Annotated in this window: 29 protein-coding genes; 26 read left to right on the top strand and 3 right to left on the bottom strand. The window is 66.5% G+C overall.

Features of this window, described 5'->3' with window-relative positions; genetic code table 11:
- Position 1: 1 nt before the first annotated feature.
- Complete coding sequence (gene smpB / locus CQ050_RS25870) at positions 2 to 475, bottom strand: SsrA-binding protein SmpB (RefSeq protein WP_105559690.1); 474 nt, start codon at positions 473 to 475, stop codon at positions 2 to 4.
- Positions 476 to 627: 152 nt separating this feature from the next.
- Between smpB and CQ050_RS25865 the strand changes: the two genes are divergently transcribed.
- From CQ050_RS25865 to CQ050_RS25835, 7 genes are all read left to right on the top strand, one after another.
- Positions 628 to 1062 (top strand): type II toxin-antitoxin system RatA family toxin, encoded by a 435-nt coding sequence (locus tag CQ050_RS25865; protein ID WP_105559689.1) that lies wholly within the window; start codon positions 628 to 630, stop codon positions 1060 to 1062.
- The gene (locus tag CQ050_RS25860) at positions 1052 to 1399 is read left to right on the top strand and encodes an RnfH family protein (protein WP_105559687.1); all 348 of its coding nucleotides are present in this window, start codon (positions 1052 to 1054) and stop codon (positions 1397 to 1399) included. The genes CQ050_RS25865 and CQ050_RS25860 overlap by 11 nt, the downstream gene beginning before the upstream one ends.
- A 212-nt stretch (positions 1400 to 1611) precedes the next feature.
- Positions 1612 to 2766: an acyl-CoA dehydrogenase family protein gene (locus CQ050_RS25855; protein ID WP_105559686.1), complete on the top strand. Its 1155-nt coding sequence runs from the start codon at positions 1612 to 1614 to the stop codon at positions 2764 to 2766.
- Positions 2766 to 3941: an enoyl-CoA hydratase/isomerase family protein gene (locus CQ050_RS25850; RefSeq protein WP_105559684.1), complete on the top strand. Its 1176-nt coding sequence runs from the start codon at positions 2766 to 2768 to the stop codon at positions 3939 to 3941. The genes CQ050_RS25855 and CQ050_RS25850 overlap by 1 nt, the downstream gene beginning before the upstream one ends.
- Before the next feature lie 102 nt (positions 3942 to 4043).
- Entirely contained in the window at positions 4044 to 4934 is an 891-nt protein-coding gene (gene mmsB / locus CQ050_RS25845; protein ID WP_105559682.1) for a 3-hydroxyisobutyrate dehydrogenase, read from the top strand.
- Position 4935: 1 nt separating this feature from the next.
- Positions 4936 to 5373, top strand: coding sequence for a PaaI family thioesterase (locus tag CQ050_RS25840; RefSeq protein ID WP_105559681.1), 438 nt, complete (start codon positions 4936 to 4938; stop codon positions 5371 to 5373).
- 76 nt (positions 5374 to 5449) lie between these two features.
- Positions 5450 to 6139: a VIT family protein gene (locus CQ050_RS25835; protein WP_105559679.1), complete on the top strand. Its 690-nt coding sequence runs from the start codon at positions 5450 to 5452 to the stop codon at positions 6137 to 6139.
- Between the two features lie 25 nt (positions 6140 to 6164).
- On the opposite strand, the gene CQ050_RS25830 is transcribed toward CQ050_RS25835, so the two are convergent.
- Complete coding sequence (locus tag CQ050_RS25830; protein WP_105559678.1) at positions 6165 to 7163, bottom strand: folate-binding protein YgfZ; 999 nt, start codon at positions 7161 to 7163, stop codon at positions 6165 to 6167.
- Positions 7164 to 7317: 154 nt separating this feature from the next.
- Between CQ050_RS25830 and mltG the strand changes: the two genes are divergently transcribed.
- The 5 genes from mltG (at position 7318) to CQ050_RS25805 (ending at position 11893) form a co-directional block, all read left to right on the top strand.
- On the top strand, positions 7318 to 8472 hold the full coding sequence (gene mltG, locus CQ050_RS25825) for an endolytic transglycosylase MltG (RefSeq protein WP_105559677.1): 1155 nt from the start codon (positions 7318 to 7320) through the stop codon (positions 8470 to 8472).
- Entirely contained in the window at positions 8469 to 9092 is a 624-nt protein-coding gene (gene tmk, locus CQ050_RS25820) for a dTMP kinase (protein WP_105559675.1), read from the top strand. Before mltG ends, tmk begins: the two co-directional genes overlap by 4 nt.
- A complete protein-coding gene (gene holB, locus CQ050_RS25815) occupies positions 9089 to 10138 on the top strand; it encodes a DNA polymerase III subunit delta' (protein ID WP_105559674.1) in 1050 nt (349 codons plus the stop codon). The genes tmk and holB overlap by 4 nt, the downstream gene beginning before the upstream one ends.
- Before the next feature lie 70 nt (positions 10139 to 10208).
- The gene (locus tag CQ050_RS25810) at positions 10209 to 10979 is read left to right on the top strand and encodes a TatD family hydrolase (RefSeq protein ID WP_105559673.1); all 771 of its coding nucleotides are present in this window, start codon (positions 10209 to 10211) and stop codon (positions 10977 to 10979) included.
- Positions 10980 to 11017: 38 nt separating this feature from the next.
- Complete coding sequence (locus CQ050_RS25805) at positions 11018 to 11893, top strand: ankyrin repeat domain-containing protein (protein ID WP_105559671.1); 876 nt, start codon at positions 11018 to 11020, stop codon at positions 11891 to 11893.
- A 70-nt stretch (positions 11894 to 11963) separates the two neighbouring features.
- On the opposite strand, the gene CQ050_RS25800 is transcribed toward CQ050_RS25805, so the two are convergent.
- A complete protein-coding gene (locus tag CQ050_RS25800; RefSeq protein WP_105559670.1) occupies positions 11964 to 12662 on the bottom strand; it encodes a GntR family transcriptional regulator in 699 nt (232 codons plus the stop codon).
- Between the two features lie 189 nt (positions 12663 to 12851).
- On the opposite strand from CQ050_RS25800, the gene CQ050_RS25795 reads away from it, so the two are divergent.
- The 14 genes from CQ050_RS25795 to hutG all read left to right on the top strand — a co-directional run bounded on the left by CQ050_RS25795 (position 12852) and on the right by hutG (position 26072).
- Positions 12852 to 13832: an aminopeptidase gene (locus CQ050_RS25795; protein WP_105559669.1), complete on the top strand. Its 981-nt coding sequence runs from the start codon at positions 12852 to 12854 to the stop codon at positions 13830 to 13832.
- Positions 13829 to 14602, top strand: coding sequence for an enoyl-CoA hydratase/isomerase family protein (locus CQ050_RS25790; protein ID WP_105559667.1), 774 nt, complete (start codon positions 13829 to 13831; stop codon positions 14600 to 14602). The genes CQ050_RS25795 and CQ050_RS25790 overlap by 4 nt, the downstream gene beginning before the upstream one ends.
- Positions 14603 to 14629: 27 nt before the next feature.
- Positions 14630 to 15829 carry a CaiB/BaiF CoA-transferase family protein gene (locus CQ050_RS25785; RefSeq protein WP_105559666.1) on the top strand — a complete coding sequence of 400 codons (1200 nt, stop codon included), beginning with the start codon at positions 14630 to 14632 and terminating at the stop codon, positions 15827 to 15829.
- Between the two features lie 119 nt (positions 15830 to 15948).
- Positions 15949 to 17190, top strand: a complete 1242-nt coding sequence (locus tag CQ050_RS25780) for an ABC transporter substrate-binding protein (protein ID WP_233214292.1) — start codon at positions 15949 to 15951, stop codon at positions 17188 to 17190.
- 24 nt (positions 17191 to 17214) lie between these two features.
- A complete protein-coding gene (locus CQ050_RS25775) occupies positions 17215 to 18090 on the top strand; it encodes a branched-chain amino acid ABC transporter permease (RefSeq protein WP_105559663.1) in 876 nt (291 codons plus the stop codon).
- 1 nt (position 18091) lies between these two features.
- The gene (locus CQ050_RS25770) at positions 18092 to 18994 is read left to right on the top strand and encodes a branched-chain amino acid ABC transporter permease (RefSeq protein WP_199196934.1); all 903 of its coding nucleotides are present in this window, start codon (positions 18092 to 18094) and stop codon (positions 18992 to 18994) included.
- Positions 18991 to 19752, top strand: a complete 762-nt coding sequence (locus CQ050_RS25765; RefSeq protein WP_105559661.1) for an ABC transporter ATP-binding protein — start codon at positions 18991 to 18993, stop codon at positions 19750 to 19752. The genes CQ050_RS25770 and CQ050_RS25765 overlap by 4 nt, the downstream gene beginning before the upstream one ends.
- Positions 19749 to 20480 (top strand): ABC transporter ATP-binding protein, encoded by a 732-nt coding sequence (locus CQ050_RS25760; protein WP_105559660.1) that lies wholly within the window; start codon positions 19749 to 19751, stop codon positions 20478 to 20480. Before CQ050_RS25765 ends, CQ050_RS25760 begins: the two co-directional genes overlap by 4 nt.
- Positions 20481 to 20531: 51 nt before the next feature.
- Positions 20532 to 21884: an amidase gene (locus tag CQ050_RS25755; protein WP_105559658.1), complete on the top strand. Its 1353-nt coding sequence runs from the start codon at positions 20532 to 20534 to the stop codon at positions 21882 to 21884.
- Between the two features lie 199 nt (positions 21885 to 22083).
- Positions 22084 to 22824 carry an IclR family transcriptional regulator gene (locus CQ050_RS25750; RefSeq protein WP_105559657.1) on the top strand — a complete coding sequence of 247 codons (741 nt, stop codon included), beginning with the start codon at positions 22084 to 22086 and terminating at the stop codon, positions 22822 to 22824.
- A gap of 110 nt (positions 22825 to 22934) precedes the next feature.
- A complete protein-coding gene (locus CQ050_RS25745; protein ID WP_105559656.1) occupies positions 22935 to 23678 on the top strand; it encodes a transporter substrate-binding domain-containing protein in 744 nt (247 codons plus the stop codon).
- Positions 23675 to 24343: an amino acid ABC transporter permease gene (locus CQ050_RS25740; protein WP_105559655.1), complete on the top strand. Its 669-nt coding sequence runs from the start codon at positions 23675 to 23677 to the stop codon at positions 24341 to 24343. The genes CQ050_RS25745 and CQ050_RS25740 overlap by 4 nt, the downstream gene beginning before the upstream one ends.
- Entirely contained in the window at positions 24340 to 25128 is a 789-nt protein-coding gene (locus CQ050_RS25735; RefSeq protein WP_105559654.1) for an amino acid ABC transporter ATP-binding protein, read from the top strand. Before CQ050_RS25740 ends, CQ050_RS25735 begins: the two co-directional genes overlap by 4 nt.
- The gene (gene hutG / locus CQ050_RS25730) at positions 25125 to 26072 is read left to right on the top strand and encodes a formimidoylglutamase (protein ID WP_105559653.1); all 948 of its coding nucleotides are present in this window, start codon (positions 25125 to 25127) and stop codon (positions 26070 to 26072) included. Before CQ050_RS25735 ends, hutG begins: the two co-directional genes overlap by 4 nt.

Below are 26072 nucleotides of genomic sequence, written 5' to 3'. Positions count from 1 at the left end.
CTCAGTCGGCCTTGTCTTTGCGAGGGGCCCGCGTGTCGTGCTTCATGATGCGTTCTTTCTCGCGCTGCCAGTCTTTTTCGCGCGCGGTATCGCGCTTGTCGAACATCTTCTTGCCGCGGCCCAGGGCGAAGTCCAGTTTGATGCGCCCGTTCTTGTAGTGCAGGTTCAGCGGCACCAGCGTGTAGCCGCGCTGCTCGACCTTGCCGATGAGCTTGCTGATTTCCTCGGCCTTGAGCAGCAGCTTGCGCGTGCGCATGGCGTCGGGGTGGATATGGGTGGAGGCCGTCGGCAACGGGCTGACGTGCATGCCCAGCAGGTACAGTTCGCCATCGCGTACGATGACGTAGCTTTCCTTGAGCTGCACGCGGCCATCGCGGATCGCCTTGACTTCCCAGCCTTGCAGGACAAGGCCGGCTTCGTAGCGGTCTTCGATGAAATAGTCGTGCGTGGCCTTGCGATTGTCGATAATGCTCATAACGCCTTTTTTGCCTGGGGGCTTTGCGGGTCTTTTCGGGGGGCTGACTGGCGGGGCCGGGTTGGACGTGCCACGCCGCGCTTTTCCCGTTATTAGGCCCAGGTCGTGCGGTGCCGGTAAAATCTTGCCATTCTAGCCATTTGCGATAGTCGATGCACAAAGTACAACGATCCGTCCTGGTGCCTTACAGCGCCGCCCAGATGTTCGATCTGGTCGCCGACGTGGAAAAGTACCCCGAGTTCATGCCGTGGTGTGGCGGCGCCGAGGTGCAGACCCGCGATGAACACGGCATGCAGGCCTCTATCCTGATCAGCTTCGCGGGGATGAAGCAGCGCTTCACCACGCGCAACACCCACGTGTATCCCGACCGGATCGACCTGGAACTGGTGGATGGTCCTTTCTCCAGCCTGATCGGGCATTGGGAATTCCAGCCGCTGGCCGAAGACGCCTGCAAGGTGCTGTTCACCATGGAATACGCGTTTTCCAATCGCGCATTGGAAATGGTGGTGGGGCCCGTGTTCAACCGCATTGCGACCAGCTTCATCGATTCCTTCACCAAGCGGGCGCAGGCCAAGTATGGGGAATGAATCCGCCGGCGCGGCGCTGTTGAACATCAGCGTCTGCTACGCCCTGCCGGGCCATGTGTGGCTGCGTGAAATCCAGTTGCCCGAGGGCGCGACGGTAACCGACGCGTTGGCCGCCAGCGGATTTGCCCAGGCCTTTCCCGTTGTGCAGCCGTGGGAACGCGGGGTGGGGATTTTCGGCCGCGCGACCGAGCCGCAAGCCAGGCTGGCGGACGGCGACCGCGTGGAGATCTACCGCGGGCTGAGTTTCGATCCCAAAGAGTCGCGCCGCCGCCGCGCGGAACACCGCCGCGCCAAAACGGCCAGAAACGGCAGGGTGCGCCCCGCGGGTCTGCTGTAACCCTCGCCCCTGCGGCGCCCGGGCCGCTTGGCGCGTCCTGGGGCGCCGCCTACATTGTCATCAATAAGACAAATCGGCCGGTGGCATCCGGCGTAACATAAACACGGTTCGCACTTACGTTTACGTTAACGTCATGTCAAAATCGACCGGCTGACGTTCACGAGGCGGCAGCAACGCCAACAGACAATACCGATGACAACAGGAGACAGGCTGTGGACTTGGAACTGACCGACGAGCAGCGCGCGTTCGCGCAGGCCGCCCGCGACTACGCCGAAGGCGAGTTGGCGCCCCATGCGGCGCGCTGGGACGCCGAAGGTATTTTCCCGCGCGAAGCCTTCGCCCGGGCGGGCGAGATGGGTTTCTGCGCCATCTATGCCAGTGAAGAAATCGGCGGGCTGGGGCTGCCGCGCCTGGACGCCACGCTGGTGTTCGAGGAAATGGCCGCGGTGGACCCGTCGACGACCGCATTCCTGACGATCCACAACATGGCGACCTGGATGGTCGGAAAGTGGGGACAGCCCGCGTTGCGCGAGGCCTGGGGCCCAGCACTGGCCAGTGGCCAGAAGCTGGCTTCGTACTGCCTGACCGAGCCCGGCGCCGGTTCCGACGCCGCATCCCTGTCCACCCGGGCGCAGCGCGACGGCGACGACTATGTCTTGAACGGGGCCAAGGCCTTCATTTCGGGCGGCGGCGACACCGATCTGCTGGTGGTGATGGCGCGCACCGGGGGCGAAGGGGCGGGCGGCATCAGCGCGTTCGCGGTGCCGGCCGATACCCCGGGCATCAGCTACGGCCGCAAGGAAGAGAAGATGGGCTGGAACAGCCAGTCCACGCGCCCCATCACGTTCGAGAACGTGCGCGTGCCGGCCGGCAACCTGCTGGGCCAGGAAGGCGAGGGCTTCAAGATCGCCATGAAGGGCCTGGATGGCGGCCGCATCAACATCGGCACCTGCTCGGTCGGCGCGGCGCAGGGGGCCCTGGACGCCGCCCGCCGCTATATGGACGAGCGCCGGCAGTTCAACCGCCGGCTGGCGGAATTCCAGGCATTGCAGTTCAAACTGGCCGACATGGCCACGCATCTGGTCGCGGCGCGCCAGATGGTGCGTCTGGCTGCCTGCAAGCTGGATGCGGGCGCGCCGGATGCGGCGACCTACTGCGCCATGGCCAAGCGCTTCGCGACGGATATGGGCTTCCAGATTTGCCTGGACGCGCAACAGATTCATGGCGGCTACGGATACTTGCGGGACTATCCCTTGGAGCGTCTGGTGCGCGATACTCGCGTTCATCAGATCCTGGAGGGCACCAACGAGATCATGCGCGTGATCATTGCCCGCCAATTGTTGGAAAAAGGAGCCGACATAAGATGATGAATGCACCGGTATTGTTCGAAGAAAGAAGTGCGGCGAACGGCATGCGGTTTGGGATCGCGACGCTGAATGCGCCGCAGACCCTGAACGGCCTGTCGCTGGAAATGGTGGACTTGCTGGCGGCGCGCCTGGACGAATGGGCGCGCGATCCGGGCGTGGCCCTGGTGGTGCTGCAAGGCGCCGGCGAGAAGGCATTCTGCGCGGGCGGCGACCTGCACGGCCTGTACCGCAGCATGGGCGAGAATCAGGGCAAGAGCGGCTGGAGCAACGCGTATGCGCGCCGCTTCTTCGAGCACGAGTACCGGCTGGACTACCGCATCCATACCTATCCGAAGCCCGTGCTGTGCTGGGGCCATGGCATCGTCATGGGGGGCGGTATCGGCCTGATGATGGGCGCCAGCCATCGCGTGGTCAGCGAGACCTCGCGGCTGGCGATGCCGGAAGTATCCATCGGCCTGTTCCCGGACGTGGGCGGGAGTTGGCTGCTGAACCGCATGCCGGGCCGCATCGGCCTGTTCCTGGCCTTGACGGGCGCGCACGTGAACACCGCTGACGCCTTCTTCGCGGGTCTGGCGGATTTCCGCTTGAACCACGCGGATTGGCCGAAGCTGCTGACGTCGCTGGAAGAGCAACCCTGGGCCGGCCAGGGCGCGGGCGCGACGGAAACGTCGCTGGCGCCGCGTTCGTTGAATGATGGCCTGCTGCGCCGCGCGTTGACCGCGCTGGAGCCGCAGACGCCGCTGGACCCGGGCCCTCTGCGCCAGCACTCGTTCCAGATCAACAACCTGTGCAACGGCAATCGGCTGGACGAGATCTACGAAGAGGTGGCGCTCTTGAAAGACCACGCCGATCCCTGGCTGGCGCGCGCGGCGACGACGATGCTGGCGGGCTCGCCGGGTTCGGTGCGCCTGGCGTTCGCCTTGCAGCAGCGCACGCGCCTGCGGTCGCTGGACGACGTGTTCCGCACCGAATACATCGCCGCGCTGGCCTGCACGGCGCACGGCGATTTCGCCGAAGGCATCCGTGCCTTGCTGGTCGACAAAGACAAGAACCCGCGCTGGAATCCGGCTGTCATGGACATGGCGACCGATGCCTGGGTGCAGAAGTTCTTTGAAGAACCGTGGCCCGAAGGCGAGCCGCATCCCCTGGCCGATCTGGGCCAGGAAGGGCGTTGACGCGCCGGCCGGTACGCACTGCGGACCGGCCACCCAAGATTTCCGTCATGCAGGTCACGATGAATCCATACCTACAGCAATAGCAACAGGAGACAAGACATCATGAGCAGTATCGCGTTTATCGGTTTGGGCAACATGGGCGCGCCCATGGCATTGAATCTGGTCAAGGCGGGCCACAGCCTGACGGTGTTCGACCTGGTGCCGGCCGCCGTCAAGCTGCTGACCGACGCTGGCGCCAAGGCGGCAGCATCCGCCTCCGAAGCGGTCAAGGGCGCCGACGTGGTGATCTCGATGCTGCCGGCCAGCAAGCACGTGGAAGGCCTGTATCTGGGCGAGGACCTGCTGGGCAAGATCCCGACCAGCGCGCTGGTCATCGAATGCAGCACCATCGCGCCGGATTCGGCGCGCAAGGTGGCGCAGGCGGCCGACGTGCGCGGCATCGCCATGATCGACGCGCCGGTGTCGGGCGGCACCGGCGGCGCGGCCGCTGGCACGCTGACGTTCATTGTCGGCGGGCAGGGCGCCGCACTGGAGCGCGCGCGCCCTGTGCTGGAGAAGATGGGCAAGAACATCTTCCACGCAGGCCCCGCAGGCGCCGGCCAGGTGGCCAAGATCTGCAACAACATGCTGCTGGGCATCCTGATGGCGGGCACGTCCGAGGCGCTGGCGCTGGGCGTGGCCAACGGCCTGGACCCGAAGGTCCTGTCCGACATCATTGCCAAGAGTTCGGGCCGCAACTGGGCCACCGAACTCTACAACCCATGGCCGGGCGTCATGGACCATGCGCCGGCCTCGAAGGGCTATGCGGGCGGCTTCGGCGTGGACCTGATGCTGAAGGACCTGGGCCTGGCGGCCGAGGCGGCGCTGTCGGCGCGCGCCTCCATCCCGTTGGGCGAACTGGCGCGTAACCTGTATTCGCTGCATAGCTCGGGCGGATCGGGCAAGCTGGATTTCTCCAGCATCGTCAACCTGGTCAAGCGCGAGCAGGACTGACATGGCCGGGCATCACGCGCCGTCCGACCCGGCCGCACGGGTCAAGGCCAGTTTCGACCAGCAAAGCATCATGCGGCTGCTGGGCGCCGGGCTGGACGTGGTGGAGCCGGGCAGGGTGGACATCGTGCTGCCCTACCGCGCCGACCTGTGCCAGCAGAACGGTTTCCTGCATGCGGGCATTTCGACGACGATCGCCGATAGCGCGGGCGGCTATGCCGCATACACGCTATTCGGGCCCGGCGAAGACGTCCTGACCTCGGAGTTCAAGATGAACTTCCTGGCGCCGGCCAAGGGCGACCGCTTTGTCGCCAGCGGCCGGGTGGTGAAGCCGGGCAAGCGCCTGTCCATCTGCCAGGTCGAAGTACATGCGTACGAAGGCGAGCAGGCCACGATGTGCGTGATAGGCTTGCTTACCGCGGTACGCGTGACGCCGCGATGAATGCGGCGCGGTGCGCGTCCGGCCTTGGCGGCCGGGCGCATGCCGCACCTGTCACGCGCCGTTTGGGTACCGCGCAATGCCTTCAAAAGAACATCATCGGATTTTCCGCAGCAACTGGTTGCGCGCCGCTGTGCTGGGCGCCAACGATGGCATTGTCTCCACCGCCAGCCTGATCACGGGTGTGGCGGCGGCGCAGGCCACGCATGGCGCCATCCTGACGTCGGGCCTGGCCGGCCTGGTGGCGGGGGCGCTGTCGATGGCGGCAGGCGAATACGTGTCGGTGCGGTCGCAGGCCGATACCGAGGCCGCGGACCTGCGCCTCGAGCAGCGTTCGCTGAAAGGCAACTCGGAAGAAGAGCTGGCGGAATTGGTGGACATCTATGTGGGACGTGGCCTGACGCGCGACCTGGCGGGACAGGTGGCGCGCCAGTTGACCCGTCATGACGCGCTGGACGCGCACGCGCGTGACGAACTGGGCATTTCGATCCACAACCGGGCGCAGCCCGTGCAAGCCGCGATGGCTTCGGCGGCGTCGTTCGCGGGGGGCGCCGCATTGCCGCTGGTGGTGGCGGCGACCGCGCCTTTGCCCCACTTGATCCCTTGGGTGATCGGCACGTCGGTGGCCTGCCTGGCCGCGCTTGGCGCCTTGGCGGCTGGCGCCGGGGGCGCGCCCAAAGGCCCGGCCGCGTTGCGCGTGACGGTACTGGGAGCGTTGGCGATGGCGGCGACGGCCGCCGTGGGCGCGCTGTTCGGCGTGGCCGTGTAGGGCCGGCGCCGAACGGAGAAACGTCTTAAGGCGTGATCGAGTACGGCAGGGGCGCCGTGGCGATGCGGGGGCCGTCCGCCGCGCCCAGGCGCAGATCGCCTTCGGGCAAGGCGGCCAGCGTGGTTTCGAACAGGACGGACGCCACGCCGGCGTCACTGGCGGCATCCACGACGCGGCCAATCGGTTCGCCAGGCTGGGTGGCGTCGAACACGTCCACGCCAGCCAGCGCCGCGGCTTGCAGGCTGGCGTCGGCGACGGTGCCGTAAGCCATGCGGCGTTTGACGGTGCCGCGATAGTGGCTGCGCGCCACGACTTCCTGGCCGGGATAACAGCCCTTGGTGAAGCTCACGCCTTCAATGAGTTCAAGGTTGACGGTCTGCGGGATGAAGACGTCTTGCGTGGCCGTGGCGATCCAGGGGATGCCGGCGGCCAGGTCGGCCACTTGCCATTGTGACGCGGGCGCCAGGCCGAGTGCGGCAGCCAGCGGAGCGGCCTGGTCCAGCTGTTCGTCGGAGGCGATCCACCACCAGCGCAGGCGGCCGTCGGCCGATGGGGCCGCGATCCAGGTGCCGGACGGCAGGTCGGCGCGCTGCCAGGCGGCGCGGGGCAAGGCGCCGGTCACGGCTTCCAGCGCGGCGGCCTCTGCGGGCGATGCCTGGACACCTGCAACGTTCAGGGAGGCGGCGGCCAGCTTGACCTTGGCCCGCAGCACGAACATCGACAAGCGCTTGAGCAGGGCCTGCGACAGGTCGCGGCGCACCAGGCCATACAGATGCGGGCCGTCTTCCGCGCCGGGGGCGGCGCGCCACATCACCAGGGTGGCCAGCAGGCGGCCCTTGGCGGTGCAATAGCCCGCCAGGCGGGCGGCGTCGGCGGGCAGACCGGTGACGTCCTGGGTCAGCTGGCCGTGCAGGAAGGGCAGGGCATCGGCGCCGGAAGCGCTGAAGACGACAAAATCATCCAGCGGCGCGCATTGCGCGCAACCTTCCGCGCGGACAGGGATCGAAGTGTAGAAAGCGTGCATGGCGGCGGTGTTATCGCAACATCAAAGTGCAGATGATAGCCGTCTTCCCCTTGCGGCAGGGGGCAAGCCCCCGATGGCCGCAGGGCAGCGCGGGGCACCCCGGCCCCACTTTTGCCGCGACAGTTCCGCCCGATCCATTAAACTTCTGGGACTTATGAAGAAGCGACTCCGTTTTTACGTCTTGTGGTCATTCCTGCTCATCGTGATTGCCGCCGCGGCGGCCGTGGGCGCCGCATGGAGCTGGATGCACCGGCCCATGCAGTTACCGGCCGACAGGATCGATTTTGTAGTGGACCCGGGCAGCAGCCCGCGCACGGTCGCGCGCGCGCTCAATGCGGTCGGCGTACCCATGTGGGAACCCGGCTTTGTCTGGATGGCGCGCCTGACGGAACAGGACAAGCTGATGAAGGCCGGGGGGTACCAGGCCATCAACGGCGATACGCCCTTGTTGTTGCTGGAGCGGCTGGCGCGCGGCGACATGACCCAGCGCCAGATCACTTTCCTGGAAGGCTGGACATTCCGCCAGATCCGCCAGGCGCTGCGCGAGAATCCGGATATCAAGCAGACCTTGGGCGACGTCAGCGATGAAGCGCTGATGGAACGGCTGGGCTCGGACATCAAGCACCCCGAGGGGCTGTTCTTCCCCGACACCTATGTCTTCACGCCCGGCAGCACCGATTACGATCTGCTGCGCCGCGCCTATCAGGAAGGGCAGCGCATCCTGCAGGACACCTGGGCCAAGCGCCAGTCCGACCTGCCGGTGGCTACCCCTTACGAGGCGCTGGTGCTGGCGTCGATCATCGAAAAGGAAACGGGCCACGGCCCCGATCGCCGCCGCGTGTCCGGCGTGTTCACCAACCGCTTGAAGATCGGCATGTTGCTGCAGACCGATCCCACCGTCATCTACGGAATGGGCGAGAACTACCAGGGGCGGATCCGCAAGCGCGACCTGCAAACCGATACCCCGTGGAACACCTATACCCGGCCGGGCCTGCCTCCCACGCCGATCGCGGCGGCGGGCCGGGCGGCGCTGCTGGCCGCGGTGCAGCCCGAGCAGCACAAGTACCTGTTCTTCGTGTCGCGGGGGAACGGCACCAGCGAATTCGCGGAGAACCTGTCGGGACATAATCGCAATGTCTCCCGGTACATCCTGGGCCAGGGCCAGACCGTGCGTCCGGCGGCGGTGCCAGCGCCTGCTGCCGCGCCGGCGCCTGCGGGCGCACCCGCCGCGGCGCCCGCCGATGCTGGCCAGGCCACTGACGCCAACTCCGATACGCACTCCGAAACAGAACAAGGACAAGATCAATGACCTCACGCGGACGCTTCATTACGCTTGAGGGCGTGGACGGCGCGGGCAAGAGCACCCACACCGTCTGGATCGCGGACTTTTTGCGCGGCCAGGGCGTGGAGGTGGTGTCCACGCGCGAACCCGGCGGCACGCCGCTGGGCGAGAAGCTGCGCGCCCTGGTGTTGACCGACACCATGGGGCTGGACACCGAAACCCTGCTGATGTTCGCGGCCCGCTGCGAGCATGCGCGCCAGGTGATCGAACCGGCGCTGGCGCGCGGCGCGTGGGTCGTGTGCGACCGCTATACCGACGCCACCTACGCCTACCAGGGCGGCGGGCGCGGCTTGGGCGCTGCGCGCATTGCCGTGCTGGAAACATGGATGCAGGCGGGCCAGCCCGACCGCACCTGGCTCTTCGATGTGCCGCTGGATGTGGCGCGTGCCCGGTTGGCCGATGCGCGCGAACCGGATCGTTTCGAACGTGAGGGCGCGGCGTTCTTCGAGCGCACCCGCGAGGCCTATCATGCCCGCGCGAAGGCCGACCCCGGCCGCATCCATATCGTGGATTCCACGCAGTCCATCGAACAGATCCGCACGGAACTGGAAGCCGGGCTGCGCGCACTGCTGGCTGCCGACGCATGAGCGCACCCCAATTCCTGCCTTGGCAGATGGACACGGCGCGATCCTGGCTGGGCAATCGCGACCGTTTCGCCCATGCCTGGCTGGTGCACGGCCTGGCCGGCATCGGCAAACTGGACTTCGCGATCGCCGCGGCCGCAAGCCTGCTGTGCGAGACGCCCGAGAACGGCCTGGCTTGTGGTCACTGCGCGGCCTGTGCCTGGTTTGCCAGCGGCAACCACCCCGACTTGCGCCGTATCCGTCCCGAAGCCGTGGCCGTGGAAGAGGGGGCTGACGCCGCTGAACCGGCTGAAGACGCCGAACCCGCCACCGGACCCGCCAAGCGTGCGCCGTCCAAGGAAATCCGCATCGACCAGATCCGTTCACTGGAGTCGTGGTTCAACACCGCGACGCACCGGGGCGGGTGGCGCGTGGCGCTGTTGTATCCGGCGCACGCGCTGAACGTGGTGTCGTCCAACGCGTTGCTCAAGGTCTTGGAAGAGCCGCCTCCGCATACGGTCTTCCTGCTGGTGGCCGACGCCCCGGACCGCCTGTTGCCGACGCTGGTGTCGCGCTGCCGGCGTTTGCCGCTGCCGGCGCCGGATCCGGATACCGCGCTGCAATGGCTGCGCGGGCAGAACGTTGAACCCGCGAAGGAATGGCTGGCGGCAGCCGGCGGCGCGCCATTGGCCGCGCTGCGCCTGGCGCAGGCGGGCGACGCACCATGTCCGCCGTGGTTGTCACAGCTGATCGGCCCGCTTGCGCAGGGCCAGTCGCCTGATGTCGGCACGTTGGCCGAATTGCTGGAAAAGGTGCCGGCCAGTGAATGGATCGATGCGTTGCAACGCGTTTATACCGATCTAATGCTGGCCAGCGCGGCGGCGCCGGTGCGCTACTTTCCGGCGCTGGCGGCGGGCGTTGCCCAGGTTGCCGCGCGTATGGACAAGGCACGCGTGGCCGAAGCCGCGCGCTGGCTGACGCGGCAGCGCGCCCTGGCCACCCATCCGCTGAACGCCAAGCTTTTCGCGCACGCCACCCTGCAACGCGTGGTGCTATCCTGCCAAGCGTAAGTCCCTGATCCCATGGCGTTTCTCCCGGAAACGGAACGAGGCGCCGCGGCTCTTTTTTCGTAGTCAAAACATGTACGTCGATTCCCACTGTCATTTGAATTTTCCGGAACTGGCCGCTGATCTGCCGGCCATCCTTGACCGGATGGCCGCCAACCAGGTGACCCACGCGCTGGTCGTCAGCGTCAACATGCCCGAATGGCCTGGCCTGATGGCGCTGGTCGAGCCGCAGCCCAATCTGTGGGCCTCGGTGGGCGTGCATCCCGATTACGAAGACACGCCGGACCCCACCCCGGAAGAGCTGGCCCGGTTGTCCGAACATCCGAAGGTCGTGGCCATCGGCGAGACCGGGCTGGATTACTACCGGTTGTCTGAGCCGCTGGACTGGCAGCGCGAACGCTTCCGTCGCCACATCCGCGCCGCCCGCGATACGGGCTTGCCGCTGATCGTCCATACGCGTTCGTCCGCCGAGGACACGGTGCGCATGCTGCAAGAAGAGCGCGCGTCGGAGGTGGGCGGGGTCATGCACTGCTTCACCGAGAACTGGGAAGTGGCGCAAGCCGCGCTGGACCAGAATTTTTACATTTCGCTGTCGGGCATCGTCACGTTCAAGAACGCCCAGGTGGTGCACGAAGTGGCGGCCAAGGTGCCGCTGGACCGCCTGCTGATCGAGACGGACTCGCCGTACCTGGCGCCCGTGCCGTATCGGGGCAAGCTCAACGATCCTTCCAAGGTGATCCATGTGGCAGAGAAGATCGCCGACCTCCGAGGCATCACCGTGGCCGAGGTGGCACGGGCCTCAACCGAAAATTTCTTCCGTCTTTTCAATAAGATAAAGAAATAATTCAAACCCGATTATTTAATGTGAACGCTAGGATAGCCATGACCGCCCACGCTTCGACCGCTCGTCACGTCCTGTTGTCGCATTGCCGGGGGGCGCTGCTGGCGCTGGCCGTCGGATTGGCGACCCCTGCGGCGCACGCCGCCAACGCCGGCGACTGGTGGGTGTACGTCGCCAACGACTATCCCAACGACATCAAAGAACTGCTGGCCCAGGGGTCCGATCCCAACGTGCGCTACCAGAACGGCCAGCCCGCATTGATGCGCGCGGTGGTGGATGGCGCCTGGAAGGTGTTCGACGTGATCGCGGCCGACAAGCGCACCGACGTGAATGCCGAGAATCCGGCGGGCGAAACGCCGCTGATGTACCTGGCGATCGCGGGGCAGACCGAGCGGGCGAAACAGCTGATTGCACGCGGGGCCCAGGTCAATCGGTTGGGATGGACGCCGTTGCACTACGCGGCCTCCAAGGGGCAGATGGAGATGGCGCGCCTGCTGCTGTCCAGGAAGGCCATCGTCAACGCCCCGGCGCCAGGCGGCGAGACGCCGCTGATGATGGCGGCGCTGGGCGGCAACAAGGCGATGGTGGACCTGCTGCTGAAATCGGGCGCCGATGTGACGACGCGCGACCTGAAAGGCCAGAGCGCGGCTGACTGGGCGCGCAACGGCAAGTCGGCCTCTCTGGCGACCGAACTGACTGCGATGGTGGCCAGCGCCGACGACGCCAAGCGTGCGCGCCGGGCGGCAAACCCGGCCCCCGAAGGCGCGCAGGCGGCTCCGGCGCCGGAAGCGGTCACCCCGACGGCAGCGCCCCAGGCGCAGCCTGCGCCGGCCGCGTCCGCGCCTGCGCCATCGCCCAGCGTGGGCGGTGTGTCCGGCGTGCGGCTGAACAACTACGACACGCCGGCCTCGCCCTGAGGCCCACAGGCGCGGCTCGGGCCGTCAGCCAATGCTGGCTGGGCCCGGCCGCCGGGACTGTCGTCGCCGCTTAGATGACGTAGTTCTTGTAGCGCTCGATATATTCGCGGGCGCTGGCGTTCAATTCGCGCACGCAGCGCTCGGCTTCGTCGGCGTCGCCGCGAACCATCGCGTCCAGCAGGGCGCGATATTGCTTGATTCCCATTTCTGAACGGCCCGGCAGCAACGCCACGCGGCGCATCGACACGCGGGTGCGGTCGTAGATGCGTTCGATCATGTCGCTAAGCACGGGGTTGCCCGCCAGTTCTTTGACGTGATTGCGGAATTGTTCAATCGTGGCCACGTGGGCCTCGATGTCGCCGTTCTTCAGGCTTTGTTCGAAGGGTTCGCCCAGCAGGGCCTGCATGGCCGCCCAATCAGCGGGCGTCGCATTGGCGATTGCCAGCCGCACGGCCAACCCGTCCAACGCCTCTCGCACCTGATAGAGGCGATACGTGGTTTCCATGTCCACCAGCGCCACGACCGCGCCTTTGTTGGGCACGCGTTCCACCAGCGAACGGTCTTCCAGCGTGGCCAGCACCTCCCGCGCCTTGGCGCGCGGGATGTCGTAGGCCTGGGCCAGATCCTCTTCGGGCACGCGGGTGCCGGGCAACAGCGCTTGCGAGGCGATGCGTTCGCGCAGATCGCGAATGACGTCGTGGGTCGAGGCCGCCTTGCGCTGTTCTGTCGGGGCGGCGTCAGAGGGGGGATTGGCGCGTTTAGTGGGCATGAAAGCACCTGGATTGAGTCGCGGCAAGCATAGCATTATTTTGAACTCAAGATTGTGCACAATCAAGAATACTTAATTGTAAATTAACGTTGACACAATAAAACGCACAAGAATATAGTGGGTTCACTGGGTTGTGGCCGATGGCCCGCCGGTAGCCGGCACGCCGCAAGCGGCATAAAGGGGGATTTCATGCATACCTTGTTGAAACTGAAGAACGCCCGCAAAGTCGTCAGCCAATTGGGCGCCGCCCGGCCCGGCATGGAAGTGCTGGTGCTGTACGACCTGCACACCGACCACAATGTCGAACCCTTGGCCATTGCCGTGGACGAGGCGGGCGCGGGGTTGAATCTGTTGCAGATCGCCGGCTCGACGCGCCACGGCCGCCAGTTCTCGCCCGTGGTCGCGCAGGCCATGCGGGCCGCGGACCTGGTGATCGCGCTGACCCGCGCCAATGCCGCGCATACGGATGCGCGCCAAGCGGCCACCCGTGCGGGCGTGGGGGTCATCGTCCTGCCGGAATCGCATCAGGCCGACTTCTTCCTGGCCGAAGGCTGGGACGCCGACTTTGACGCGTTGCGACCACAGATCGAAGGCCTGGCCGACGCCCTGACGCGGGCGGACACGGCCCGGGTGACGACGGCGCTGGGCACGGACGTCACGATGAGCATCGCTGGCCGCCGGGGCCGGGCGCTGCACGGCTTTGCCAATACGACAGACATTTCGGCCGGGTATTGCCTGGAGTCCAGCCTGGCGCCGGTGGAAGGGACGGCCGAGGGGGTGATCGTGGTGAACGCCAGCATTCCCGGCGTATCGCTGATCCGCGACGAACCGGTTCGCATCCATATCGAGAAAGGGATGGCCGTGGCTATCGAAGGCGGCGGAGTGGCCCGTCAGTTCCGCGACCTGCTGGCCAGCTTCAACGACCCGCTGGTCTACAACCTGGGCGAGCTGGGCGTTGGCATGAATCCGCGCTGCGAGCTGGACGGCACCATGCTGTCGGACGAGTCCGTCTACGGATCGATCCAGCTGGCGCTGGGCACCAGCGCCTATATCGGCGGCACGGTCAAGGCGGCGGCGCATTACGACACCATTGTCACGGACGCCACGCTGGCCCTGGATGGCCGCGTGGTGCTGCAAGGCACCGAGCTGCGGCTTGAGGAGGCGGCATGAGCATCGACCTGAGCCGTGAACCGGACGGCGTGGCCACCGTGCTGATGAACCGTCCGGCCAAGCGCAACGCCTTTACGTTGGACATGTACCGGGATTTCGGCCGCGTCATGGGCGAACTGGACGCGGATGATGCCGTGCGCTGCGTGGTGTTGCGCGGCGCGGGCGGCGCTTTTTGCGCCGGCAGCGACATCGCGGGTTTTGGCGACGATCGCGACGGCGCGGCGCAGGCGGCGGACTATGCCGCCTTCACGCTATCGATGACGGACCGGCTGAAGCATCTGCGCCATCCCACGCTGGCCTGCATCGAAGGCGTATGCGTAGGGGGCGGGCTGGAGCTGGCCGCATTGTGCGACATCCGGATCGCCGGACGGAGCAGCCGATTCGGCATCCCCGTCAATCGCATCGGCCTGACCGTCGACCACCAGGAACTGGCGGACCTGATTGCGGTCATCGGCGCCACGCGCGTGCTGGAGATTCTGTTGGAAGGCCACGTCTTTGGCGCCGACGAAGCCATGGCCAAAGGCCTGCTGACCCGCGTCGTGGATGACGAACACGTCGTCGAGCAGGCCTATGCCGCGGCGAGCCGCATCGCCGCCGCCGCGCCGCTGGTGAATCGCTGGCACAAGCGGTTCGCCGGCCAGTTGCGCGCAGGCCGCCCGCTGACCGAGGCCGAGCGCCGCGAAGCCTATGCCTGCTTTGGCACCGAGGATTATCGGCGTGGACGCATGGCGTTCGCCAGCAAGCAAGTTCCTGTTTTCACCGGCCGCTGACCGGCCACCGACTCCGACGGATCCGACATGACTCACGCTGCATCCCCCCTGGCCGGCATCAAGATCCTGGATCTGTCCCAGATCATGGCCGGCCCGTATTGCACGATGGTGCTGGCCGACCTGGGCGCCGAGGTCATCAAGGTCGAGAAGACCGGCACGGGCGACGATTCCCGCGAGATGGGCCCCTATGTGAACGGGGAGTCCACCTGCTTCGCACAGATCAACCGCAACAAGCAGGGCATCGCGCTGAATTTGAAAGACCCCGAGGCGCGTGAGGTGCTGTATGAACTGGCGCGCTGGGCCGACGTGGTGGTCGAGAACTACCGCGTGGGCGTGACCCGGTCTTTGGGGGTGGACTACGAGACGCTTTCGCGGATCAATCCGCGCCTGGTGTATTGCTCGATTTCCGGCTATGGCCAGTCCGGGCCGTATGCGGGCAAGGGCGGCTTCGACCTGGTGGCGCAAGGCATGAGCGGCATCATGAGCATGACGGGCGAACCGGGCGGACGGCCGTTGAAGTCCGGCATCGCCATCTATGACGTGGGCGCGGGGCTGACGGCGGTTTATGCCATCCTGGCCGCCTGCATCCACCAGATGAAGACGGGCGAAGGCCAGCACATCGATATCGCGCTGGCCGAATGCGGCTTGCCATGGTTCGTGTGGGAGGCCGCCGCCTACTTTGCCGACGGCACCGTGCCAGAAGGCACGGGCAGCCGCCACCGGGTGTCCGCGCCGTACCAGGCGTTCGGCACGCGCATGGGGTTCATCATGATCGGCGCCGCCAACCAGCGCACCTGGGAACGCCTGTGCGCCGATGTGCTGGAGCGCCCCGAACTGATCGCCGACCCGCGTTTCGTCACCAACTCCGACCGGCTGGCGAATATCGCCGAACTGGAACCCATTCTTGAGGCCGAGTTCGCCCGTGCCGACGCCGCGGAATGGATCGCGCGCTGCGAACGGGCCTCGGTGCCTTGCGGGCCCATCAACGATTTCGGCCAGGCAATGCAAGACCCGCACTATCTGGCGCGCGGCATGGTGCAGGAACTGGACCACCCCACGCTGGGGGTGATGAAGACCCTTGGCATCCCCACCAAATTCTCGCGGACGCCGGGCGCGCTGCGCACCGCGGCGCCGCTGATGGGCCAGCACACCGACGACGTGCTGAAGCGCTTTGGCGTGTCCGAAGACAGGATCGCGGGCATGCGCGCGCGGGGGGTGATCGCGTAGTCCCGGCATCCGCAGCAGGCAGTACCGAAGTCGCATCCAAGCTACAGGGGACGCCGGCGTGGCCTACGCCGGCGGCTATTCGAAGTTGAACAACGATGTTCACGCCGCAAGGAACCTTCATGACGCAGCCTACTCATCTTTCCCGACGCGATTTCCTCGCCGCCAGCGCCGCACTGGCGGCGGCAGGCGCGGTGCCCGGCCTGGCCTGGGCACAGGCCCAGGCGGCCCCGCCTTTCCGGTTGGGGGCGCTTAACTCCATCACTGGCGTCGGCGGGCCGTATGGCCCCGCCATGCTGGAGGCCATCAAGATCGCCATTGCGGAAGTGAACGCCGCGGGCGGCGCGGCGGGCCGGCAGATTCAGCTGTACGCCGAAGACGACCAGACCAAACCCGATGCCGCCGTACTGGCGGTGAAGAAGCTCATCGAGATCAACAAGGCCGAAGCGGTGGTGGGCATCTGGCCATCGTCGGTGGGGCTGGCCGCCATGCCGATCACGAACGCGGCGGGGCTCATCACCATGAACACCTGCGGCGCGCCCGAGATGCTGACCGAGAACAAGCAGGGGCTGGCGTGGATGTTCCAGGCGTCCAATGCCGTGTTTGGCCGCGCCTTCGCCGAAGTGGCGCGCCAGCGCGGCTTCAAGCGGCCGGCGGTGATGGCGTTCAACAATTCCACCTTTGTCGGGCAGGCCAACTATTTCCGCGATGCGTGGCGGGAGAAGGGCGGGGACGTCAGTGCGTTCACGGTCTACGAGCCCAACCAGACCACGTACCGCACCGAACTGAACAAGGTGCTGGCGTCCAAACCCGATGTGATTTCGCTTAGTGCGTACCGGCCCGATGCCACCATCATCCTGAAGGAATGGTTCCAGACCGGCCAGGACTGCAAGTTCATCATGCCGGGCTGGACCGCCAATGAAGACCTGGTCAAGGCGCTGGGCAAAGAGGCAACGGAAGGCATCATCTCGATCTCGAACGTGGCGGCGCACGAGCATCAGGCGTACAAACGTTTCGCAGCCGAATTCCGCAAGCGCACGAAGCGCGAGCCGGATATTTTTGCGTCGCAGTCCTACGACATGGTGATCACGCTGGCGCTGGCCATCGAGGCGGCGGGCGCGCGTGCGGATGTGGCGGCCATCAACGGCAAGATCCGCACGGTGACGGGGGCGGGCGGCGGCGAGAAAGTCAGCGGCTTTGCCCAGGGGCAGGCGTTGTTGCGCGCCGGTAAACCGGTGGACTACGACGGCGCCTCTTCGCGGCTGGACTTCGGCAAGCAGGGCGAGACCGTGCCCGATTTCGGCGTGTTCGACATCCGCGACGGCAAGCTGGTGCTTAACGAAGTCATCGCCGGCAAGGTCTGACGGCCATTCCAAGGGGAATATAAGATGGATGCAATCACCGTCATCAACGCCGGGATCAACGGCGTTGTGATCGGGATGCTGCTGGCATTGCCGGCACTGGCGATTACGCTGGTGTTCGGCATTGCCCGCTTTCCCAACGCCGCCAGCGGCGACTACATGACGCTGGGGGCCTATGCGGCCGTGTTCACCCAGGCGTTGGCCGGCGGGTCCATGCTGGCGGGCGGCCTGGCCGCTGTCGCGGCGACCACCGCCGTCAGCCTGTTCTTCTATGCCTGGGTGTTCCGGCCGCTGGAGTCCCGTTCCAACGTGTCCCGGCTGATCGCTTCGATCGGCGTCGCGTTCGCCTTGCGCAGCACGATCACCTTCTTTGCCGGGCAAGACCAATACACCTTTGACCTTCCCCTGACCCGGGCCTGGAACTTCGGCGGTGTGCGGATCCTGCCCGCCGACGTCGCCATCGTGGGCATCGCAGTGGCGGCGCTGGCGCTGGTCTTCGCCCTGATGCACATGACGCCGACCGGGCGCCGCATGCGGGCCGTGGCCGACAACCCCGAGCTGGCGGCGGCCAGCGGCATCCGCGGGCGACGCGTGATGGTCACGCTGTGGAGCATCACCGGGGCCTATTGCGGCCTGGGCGGCGTGCTGCTGGGCGTGAAAGCGGTGGTGATTCCCGAGCTGGGCTGGGAATTGCTGATGCCCATGTTCGCGGCGGTGATCCTGGGCGGGATCGGCAATCCGGTGGGCGCCATTGTCGGGATCATGGTGTTCAGCATTGCCCAGGAAGTCGCCAGTCTGGTGGTGGGGCCGGCCTACAAGATCGTCTTCGCATTCGCGGTGCTGCTATGCGTGCTGCTGCTGCGTCCCCAGGGTATTTTTGGCCGGCCGATGGCGGCGAGGTGACATGATGGAAGCCTATCTGATTGCAATCGCCATCGGGATCCTGATCTACATGCTGCTGGCCTTCGGCCTGTCGCTGCACTACGGGTTCACCGGCTTGATTAATTTCGGCCACGTCGGCTTCTTCGCGATCGGCGCGTATACGTCGGCGCTGCTGTCGCTGAAGGGCGTGCCGGTGCCGGTGTCCATGGCGGCGGCGGCCGCGTTCGCGGCCCTGGCGGCCTATCCGCTGGGCATGATCGCGTTGCGGCTGGGCAGCGACTACCTGGCCATCGTGACCTTGGGGTTTTCGGAATCCGTGCGCATGGTCTTGCAGACCGAGGAATGGCTGACGCGCGGCATGCACGGCCTGCCTGGCATCCCGCGCCTGTTCGCCGGCTGGGCGTCGCCGCAAACCGTGGACCTGTGGATCATGGTGCTGTTGTTGGCCGTGAACGCGGGCGCGTTGCTGCTGATCCATCTGGTGATCCGCAGTCCCTTCGGACGCGTCATCGAAGCGGTGCGCGACAACGAGGTTGCCGTTCGCGCCCTGGGCAAGGACCCAGCCAAGTTCAAGACGCGGTCGCTGATGCTGGGCGCGGGGCTGGCCGGGCTGGCCGGCGCGTTCCAGGCGCACTACCTGACCTTCATCAGCCCCGAGCAGTTCGTGCCGCTAATCACGTTCTACATATGGATTGCCATCATCCTGGGCGGCGTGGGGCGCTTGAGCGGCGTCGTGGCCGGAACGGTGCTGCTGGTCGGATTCCTGGAGGGATCGCGCTTCGTGCGGGACTTCGTGGGGGGCATCTCGGAAGTCCAGATGGCCAGTGTACGGATCGGCATCATCGGCATCGCGCTTATCTGCGTGGTGCTGTATCGGCCGCAGGGCCTGTTCGGCAATACCTCCACACGCAGGAGAAAGGCATGACGCTGCTTTCCATCACCGGGCTGAGCGCCAGCTTCGGCGGCTTCAAGGCGCTGGACGACGTCACGCTCGAAGTGCGCAAAGGCGAACTGGTCGGGGTGATCGGCACCAATGGCGCGGGCAAGAGCACGCTGTTTTCGGTGGTCACGGGCTACATTCCGCCCACCACGGGGTGCGTGCGGTTCGCGGACGAGGACATCACCGGCGTAGCCGTGCATCAACGCGTGCGACGCGGGTTGGCGCGCACGTTCCAGGTGCCGCGCGAATTCAGTCAGTTGACGGTCTTTGACAACATGATGGCGGCGGCCCCCGACCAGCGCGGCGAAAAGCTGATGGCACTGGTCTTCGCGCGCCGCGAGGTGGCCCGCGAAGAGGCGCGCCATGCCGAACGCGTGCATGAACTGCTGGCGTTCCTGAACCTGTCGCGGGTGGCGGACGAGCCGGCCGGCAAGCTGTCGGGCGGCCAGAAGAAGCTCTTGGAATTGGGCCGGCTGCTGATGCTGGAGCCACGCTGCATCTTGCTGGACGAGCCGTTTGCGGGCGTCAACCCGGTGCTGATCGAGGAGCTGTCCGCGCGCATCGTGGAATTGAACCAGCGTGGCCTGACGGTGGCGATCATCGAACACAACCTGGACGAATTGGCGCGGATCGTGCCCCGCATGTACGTGATGGATCGGGGGCGCGTCATCGCAGAGGGCGCGCCCGATAGCGTGCTGGCCAACGAGCGCGTGCGCGAAGCCTACATGGGAGGGGTGATATGAGTCTGCTCGTCATGCAGGGATTGTCCGGCGGCTATGCCGAGGTGGACATCGTCAGCGGGATCGACATGACCGTGGCGGCCAACGAGATCGTCACGATCGCTGGCACCAACGGCGCGGGCAAGTCCACGCTGGTCAAGGCGGTGATGGGGCTGTTGCCGCGCATCGCGGGCGCGATGGCGTTCGACGGCCGGGACTTGCTGGCGCTGCCCGTCGAGGAACGCGTGCGCATCGGCATCTCTTATGTGCCCCAGGTTCGCAACGTGTTCGGCGCCCTGACCGTGCTGGAAAACCTGCAGGTGGTCGAACACGTGCAGGCCCGCGATCAGCGCATCCGCGACATGTTCGACCTGTTTCCAGCCCTGGCCGGACGCCGCAAGACGCATGCCGAAAATCTGTCCGGCGGCGAGCGACAGCAACTGGCGTTCGCGAGGGCGCTGATGTCTTCGCCGCGCCTGATGGTGCTGGACGAACCCTCGGCCGCGTTGTCGCCGGCGCTGACCGAACAGGTGTTCGCCGAGGTGCGCCGCTTGCCGAAGATCGGCGTGGCCGTGCTGATGGTGGAGCAGCGCGCGCGCCAGGCGCTGGCGTTCAGCGACCGGGGCTACATCCTGGATTCGGGCCGCATCGTGCTGACCGACACCGGGCAGGCCCTGCTGGCCAATCAGCACATGAGCGATTTGTACATCGGGCGGGGCGGCCCTCCGTCCGATGCCCGCCCGCCGGCCTGAGGCGGCCGCGCCGTAGCCCGCCACCCTTTATCTTCATCCAGGAGCCGCACCTTGCCCACTTCCGACACGATTGACCGCCCGGCGTCCGCCGTGCGCCGCCCCGCGCCGGGCGCCATCGCCGCCTTGACCGCCACCGAGGGGATGGCGGCGCTTGCGCAGGGCAGTTTGACTTGCGAGGCCTGGGCGCGCGCCTGCCTGGACCGGATCGATGAACGCAACGCCGGCGTCCAGGCCTGGGTGCGGGTGGATGCCGAGGGCGCATTGGCGCGGGCACGCGAATGGGACCGCCACGGCCGGCGGCGCTTGCTGGACGGGGTGCCACTGGGCATCAAGGACACCATCGATACCGCGGACATGCCCACCGAACTGGGCGATCCGGAGATCTTCCCGGGGCGCCAACCCGAGGCCGACGCGCCGGTCGTGGCGCAAGCGCGCGCCCTGGGATTCAACGTACTGGGCAAGAACACGGTGTCGCGGCACGCCATCATGCTGCCCGGGCCCGCGCGTAATCCGCATGATTTGAGCCGCACGCCCGCGGCATCGTCCGCAGGCTCGGCCGCGGCGGTCGCCGACTTCATGACGCCGCTGTCCATCGGCACGCAGACGGCGGGGTCGATCCTGCGGCCATCCGCCTTTTGCGGCGCGGTGGGGTTCAAGCCCACGCTGGACGCTATTCCCTACGTCGGCATCCGCCGGTACTCGCGGGTATTGGACGTGATCGGGCCGATCTCCCGCAGCGTGGACGACGCGGCGCTTTTCATGCGCGCCTTCACCGGCGACCCGCGCTACGACCCCAGCCTGCCGCTGCGGCGCGATTTTCGGGTGGGGGTCTGGCGCCCCAAGGATTGGGCCGACACCGAACCTTGCATGCGGGAGAGTTTTGAGGCGACCTTGCGCGCCTTGTCGGCGGCGGGCGTGACGGTGACGGAACTGGCCATGCCCGCGGCGTTCGAGACGATGGGCGAGGCGCAGGACGTGATCATGGCCTACGACCTGGCTCGCGAGTACGCGGCCCTCAAGCGCGATCACGCCGCACTGTGCGATCCCGGGCTGATCGACTATCTGACCCTGGGCGAAGGATTGTCGGCGGAGGACTACGCCGGCGCCCTGAACGCGGCCGATGCCTGCCGCCGGGCCTTCTATGACGTGGCGGCGGGCGTCGATGCCGTGGCCATGCCCTCCACGCTGGGGGAAGCGCCCCCGGCCAGCAGCACCGGCAGTTCGGCGTTCATCCGCATCTGGTCCTTATTGCACAACCCGTCCATCACGTTGCCGGTGGCGCGTGGACCCAATGGCTTGCCGCTGGGATTCCAGATGGTGGGCTTCGTCAAGGAGGACGCCCGGCTGCTGTACTGGGCCCGTTGCGCCGAACGCATCCTGGGATCGACCGCGCATCAGGCCTGATACCGATCCCGGCCCCCTCGGGGGGGGCGTCCGACGCCGTTCGCCGGCCATGGCGGGCGGTGGCTGGGCGCCTTCGGGCGCCTTTTTTCATTCCCAAATTCGGGGTTTTCCCTGTTGTTTCTCAATAAGCGGGAATGAAAAGTACTGATTTAGCCGGAAGTTGATAATCTCAGCGCCATATTGATTGGAGTTGAGAGTGATGTCGGATCCCTCGGTAGGGGCAGGCGCGGATCGCGTCCTTTATGTGCTGGCCACCTTGGCGCGGCACGACGGCACGCTGACCATCGCCGCGCTGGCCGAAAAGACCGGTCTGGCGCAAAGCACGCTGTACCGCCAGGTTGCGTTGCTGAAACGCTGGGGGTTCGTGGCCGAGCACGAGGGCGAATATGGCCCGGGGCCGCTGTGCGTCCAACTGGCCTGGGGCTTTGACCAATCGTCTTTCCTGATCCACGAAGCGCAGCCCGACATGACCGCGTTGGCCGCCGCCTCCGGAGAAACCATCGGCTTGCTGGTGGCGGTCAAGGACCAGGCCGTGTGCCTGGACATGGTGGAAAGCCAGCATCCGCTGCGCTGTTCCTTCACCAAGGGGCGGGGCCTGCCACTGGCGCGCGGCGCCTCGGCGAAATCGCTGTTGGCGTTCATGCCGCAGGCGCGCTTGCAGACCGCGCTTGCCTATCTGGCCGCCGAAGCTGGCGTGGATGCCGCCCGCCTGGCCGATGAACTGGAAACGATCCGGGCCCAAGGCTATGCCGTGACCGACAGCGAAGTCGATGCCGGCGTCTGGGGCGTCAGCGTGCCCATCTTCCAACGCCCCAACCAGGCCGTGGCCTCCATCACGCTGATGGCGCCCTCCACGCGCGCCGCGCAGCGCCCCCAGGCGCTGATCGATCTGACCGTCGGCGCCGCGCGGCGCATTTCCGACCGCCTGAAGGTGCACTGACCCGACGTTTGCCGGCTTGCGCCGCGCCCTTGAATTCCATGCTGTACCGCTGCTGTCGCCGTATCCCTCCGCCGTATTCATCGCCGTACCTCTTTCCCATAGGACTGACCATGACCACTCGCCGCACATTGCTGACCGCCGCCCTGACGCTGGGCCTGGCCTGGAGCGCCGGCCCCGCGCACGCCCAGGAAACTATCCGCGCCGTCACCGACGCCACCTTCCCGCCGATGGAGTTCGTCAAAGACGGCAAGCGCACCGGCTTCGATATCGAACTGGTCGAAGCGCTGGCAGGCGCCATGGGCAAGAAGGTCGAGTGGATTGACATCGACTTCAAGGGCCTGATTCCCGCCCTGCAGGCTGGCCGCGCCGATATCGCCGTGTCCGCCATCTACATCACGCCCGAGCGCAGCAAGGTCGTGGACTTCACCGACCCGTACTACGCGGGCGGTCTGGTCGTGCTGACCAAGACGGATGGCCCCATCAAGACGCTGAAGGATCTGGACGGTCGCAAGGTGTCGGTGCAGGTCGGCACCAAGTCGGTCAACTATCTGAAGGACCACTTCCCGGCCGTGCAACGCGTGGAAGTCGAAAAGAACCAGGAAATGTTCAATCTGGTGCAGATCGGCCGCGCCGATGCCGCCGTGACGGGCAAGCCCGCCGCCAAGCTGTTCGCGCAAAGCACGACCGGCCTGACCGTGCTGAACGATCAGGTGACGACCGAGGACTACGGCATCGCCGTGCCCAAGAGCAAGCCCGAACTGACCCGTGAGCTGAACGCCGCGCTGCAGAAGTTGAAGAGCGACGGCAGCTACCAGGCCATCGTGACCAAGTGGTTCGAGGCGCCCGCGAAATGAACCTGGATTTCGCCCCCGTCTTCGCCGACTTCGACGCGCTGCTGCGTGGCGCGTTGGTCACCGTCCAGGTGACTGCCGGCGCCTTGCTGCTGGGCTGCGTCATCGGCTTGCTGGTCGGCGTCGGCCGGCTCAACCCGCAGCGCCGCATCGTCTACCACTTGTGCAGCACCTACCTGCTGTTTTTCCGCGGCACGCCCTTGCTGGTGCAGTTGTTCATCTGGTTCTTTGGCCTGCCGCAGTTTGGCGTGACGCTGCCGGCGTTCGCCTGCGGCGTGCTGGGCCTGGGCATGTATTCCGGCGCCTACGTGTCGGAAATCGTGCGCGGCGCGATCCAATCCGTGGACCGCGGCCAGACGGAAGCGGCGCGTTCGCTGGGGATGTCGTCCGGGCAGGCCATGCGCATCATCATCCTGCCGCAGGCGGTGGTGCGGATGATCCCGCCGCTGGGCAACGAGTTCATCGCGCTGATCAAGAACTCGGCGCTGGTGTCGCTGTTGACCATCCACGATCTGATGCACGAAGGGCAGAAGATCATCAGCGTGTCGTATCGCTCGCTGGAAACGTATCTGGTGGTGGCCTTGATCTATCTGGTCCTGACTACCGCCGCCATGGTTATTTTGCGCAAGGTGGAACACCGTTTGCGCGCCGGGGGGATGGTGCAATGAGCCAGTTCGGCAATCCGCAGGAAATGATCCGCATCCGCGGCCTGCACAAGTCTTATGGCGACCATGCCGTGCTGCGCGGGATCGATTTCGACGTGCTGCCTTCGCAGGTGGTGGTCGTGATCGGGCCCAGCGGTTCGGGCAAGAGCACCTTGCTGCGCTGCTGCAACGGGCTGGAAGTGGCGCAAGAGGGCACCGTGGATATTTGCGGCCACACCTTGCTGGATGACGGCATGCTGCTGCCGGAAGCGCAATTGAACCAATTGCGCATGCAAGTGGGCATGGTGTTCCAGGGCTTCAACCTGTTTCCCCATCTGTCGGTGCTGGACAACGTGACGGTGGGGCCGCGCACGCTGCGCGGCATGGGCCGCGGCGAAGCCAACGCGCTGGCCGAAGACCTGCTGCGCAAAGTGGGCTTGTCGCAAAAGACAGCGGCCATGCCGGCCAGCCTTTCGGGCGGCCAAAAGCAGCGCGTGGCCATCGCCCGGGCGCTGGCCATGCAGCCTAAGGTAATGCTGTTCGACGAGCCGACCTCGGCGCTGGATCCGGAGCTGGTGGGCGAAGTGCTGCAAGTGATGAAGCTGCTGGCCCGCGAGGGCATGACGATGATGGTCGTGACGCACGAAATGGGCTTTGCCCGCGACGTGGCCGACGTCGTCGCCGTGATGGATGGCGGGGTGATCCTGGAATCCGGGCCGCCGGAAGTCATCTTCAGCCAGCCGCGCGAAGCGCGTACCCGGGAATTCCTGCAGGCGGTGCTGAGCGCCGGAGCGGGGGCGGCGGCATGAGCGTTCTGCAATTGGACAAGGGCCTGTGGAAGGCGCGCGATGACAGCGCCGAGCAAGGCGACACGCGCCGTCTGGCACATATCGTCGAAGCCGACGCAGGGCAGGCCGAAAAAGGCGAGCCGGTGTTGTTGGGATTTGCCTGCGATGCGGGCGTGGCGCGCAACCAGGGGCGTATCGGCGCGGCCGAAGGCCCCGCCGGCATCCGTAAATTCCTGGCGGGCCTGCCCGCGCATGGCATGACGCGTTTGCTGGACGCGGGTGATGTTGTGTGCGTGGAGGATCAGTTGGAAGATGCCCAGGAGCGCCTGGGCCTGCGTGTGGCGGAACTGCTGGAGCAGGGCGCGCGCCCGCTGGTCCTGGGCGGCGGGCACGAGATCGCCTGGGGCAGTTTCCAGGGGCTGGCCCGCTGGCTGGAGGCCCGCGGCGACACGGACCCCATCCTGGTGCTGAACCTGGACGCGCACTTCGACTTGCGCACCGGGCGCCCGGGCAGTTCGGGCACGCCGTTCGACCAGATCGCGCGCTATTGCGAGGCGCGCGGCCAGGCACTGCAATACGCCTGCCTGGGCGTGTCGCGGCTGGCCAATACGCCGGCGCTCTACGCCCGCGCGGCGGAAGTCGGCGCGGTCTGGGTCGAAGACCACGATATGCAGGAACGCCACCTGGAGGCCCGGCTGGCCAACGTGGACGCCTTGCTGGCACGAGCGCGCCATGTGTACCTGACGATCGACCTCGACGTGTTGCCTGCGGCGGTCATGCCCGGGGTGTCCGCGCCAGCGCCCTATGGGGTGCCGATGTCCGTGGTCGAAGAGATAGTGCTGCGGATCAAGGCCAGCGGCAAGCTGCGGTTGGCTGACATGGCCGAGTACAACCCGCGCTTCGACGTGGACGGCCACGGCGCCCGGGCGGCTGCCCGGTTGGCGTGGCAGTTGCTGTCGCGTTGA

Origin of the sequence: Achromobacter sp. MYb9, from assembly GCF_002975275.1 — a bacterium.
Taxonomy (GTDB): Bacteria; Pseudomonadota; Gammaproteobacteria; order Burkholderiales; family Burkholderiaceae_B; genus Achromobacter.
This window is presented reverse-complemented; position numbering and strand designations above follow the sequence as displayed.

What these genes read in the sequence shown, in the direction of transcription:
- CQ050_RS25805 (WP_105559671.1), top strand. Translation starts at nt 11,018, where the DNA reads ATGACCGCCCACGCTTCGACCGCTCGTCACGTCCTGTTGTCGCATTGC.
- CQ050_RS25785 (WP_105559666.1), top strand. Translation starts at nt 14,630, where the DNA reads ATGACTCACGCTGCATCCCCCCTGGCCGGCATCAAGATCCTGGATCTG.
- CQ050_RS25775 (WP_105559663.1), top strand. Translation starts at nt 17,215, where the DNA reads ATGGATGCAATCACCGTCATCAACGCCGGGATCAACGGCGTTGTGATC.
- CQ050_RS25835 (WP_105559679.1), top strand. Translation starts at nt 5,450, where the DNA reads ATGCCTTCAAAAGAACATCATCGGATTTTCCGCAGCAACTGGTTGCGC.
- smpB (WP_105559690.1), bottom strand. Translation starts at nt 475, where the DNA reads ATGAGCATTATCGACAATCGCAAGGCCACGCACGACTATTTCATCGAA.
- CQ050_RS25800 (WP_105559670.1), bottom strand. Translation starts at nt 12,662, where the DNA reads ATGCCCACTAAACGCGCCAATCCCCCCTCTGACGCCGCCCCGACAGAA.
- CQ050_RS25765 (WP_105559661.1), top strand. Translation starts at nt 18,991, where the DNA reads ATGACGCTGCTTTCCATCACCGGGCTGAGCGCCAGCTTCGGCGGCTTC.
- CQ050_RS25770 (WP_199196934.1), top strand. Translation starts at nt 18,092, where the DNA reads ATGATGGAAGCCTATCTGATTGCAATCGCCATCGGGATCCTGATCTAC.
- mmsB (WP_105559682.1), top strand. Translation starts at nt 4,044, where the DNA reads ATGAGCAGTATCGCGTTTATCGGTTTGGGCAACATGGGCGCGCCCATG.
- CQ050_RS25795 (WP_105559669.1), top strand. Translation starts at nt 12,852, where the DNA reads ATGCATACCTTGTTGAAACTGAAGAACGCCCGCAAAGTCGTCAGCCAA.
- CQ050_RS25830 (WP_105559678.1), bottom strand. Translation starts at nt 7,163, where the DNA reads ATGCACGCTTTCTACACTTCGATCCCTGTCCGCGCGGAAGGTTGCGCG.
- CQ050_RS25735 (WP_105559654.1), top strand. Translation starts at nt 24,340, where the DNA reads ATGAGCCAGTTCGGCAATCCGCAGGAAATGATCCGCATCCGCGGCCTG.
- hutG (WP_105559653.1), top strand. Translation starts at nt 25,125, where the DNA reads ATGAGCGTTCTGCAATTGGACAAGGGCCTGTGGAAGGCGCGCGATGAC.
- mltG (WP_105559677.1), top strand. Translation starts at nt 7,318, where the DNA reads ATGAAGAAGCGACTCCGTTTTTACGTCTTGTGGTCATTCCTGCTCATC.
- CQ050_RS25840 (WP_105559681.1), top strand. Translation starts at nt 4,936, where the DNA reads ATGGCCGGGCATCACGCGCCGTCCGACCCGGCCGCACGGGTCAAGGCC.
- CQ050_RS25850 (WP_105559684.1), top strand. Translation starts at nt 2,766, where the DNA reads ATGAATGCACCGGTATTGTTCGAAGAAAGAAGTGCGGCGAACGGCATG.
- CQ050_RS25865 (WP_105559689.1), top strand. Translation starts at nt 628, where the DNA reads ATGCACAAAGTACAACGATCCGTCCTGGTGCCTTACAGCGCCGCCCAG.
- tmk (WP_105559675.1), top strand. Translation starts at nt 8,469, where the DNA reads ATGACCTCACGCGGACGCTTCATTACGCTTGAGGGCGTGGACGGCGCG.
- CQ050_RS25810 (WP_105559673.1), top strand. Translation starts at nt 10,209, where the DNA reads ATGTACGTCGATTCCCACTGTCATTTGAATTTTCCGGAACTGGCCGCT.
- CQ050_RS25760 (WP_105559660.1), top strand. Translation starts at nt 19,749, where the DNA reads ATGAGTCTGCTCGTCATGCAGGGATTGTCCGGCGGCTATGCCGAGGTG.
- holB (WP_105559674.1), top strand. Translation starts at nt 9,089, where the DNA reads ATGAGCGCACCCCAATTCCTGCCTTGGCAGATGGACACGGCGCGATCC.
- CQ050_RS25780 (WP_233214292.1), top strand. Translation starts at nt 15,949, where the DNA reads ATGACGCAGCCTACTCATCTTTCCCGACGCGATTTCCTCGCCGCCAGC.
- CQ050_RS25740 (WP_105559655.1), top strand. Translation starts at nt 23,675, where the DNA reads ATGAACCTGGATTTCGCCCCCGTCTTCGCCGACTTCGACGCGCTGCTG.
- CQ050_RS25860 (WP_105559687.1), top strand. Translation starts at nt 1,052, where the DNA reads ATGGGGAATGAATCCGCCGGCGCGGCGCTGTTGAACATCAGCGTCTGC.
- CQ050_RS25790 (WP_105559667.1), top strand. Translation starts at nt 13,829, where the DNA reads ATGAGCATCGACCTGAGCCGTGAACCGGACGGCGTGGCCACCGTGCTG.
- CQ050_RS25750 (WP_105559657.1), top strand. Translation starts at nt 22,084, where the DNA reads ATGTCGGATCCCTCGGTAGGGGCAGGCGCGGATCGCGTCCTTTATGTG.
- CQ050_RS25745 (WP_105559656.1), top strand. Translation starts at nt 22,935, where the DNA reads ATGACCACTCGCCGCACATTGCTGACCGCCGCCCTGACGCTGGGCCTG.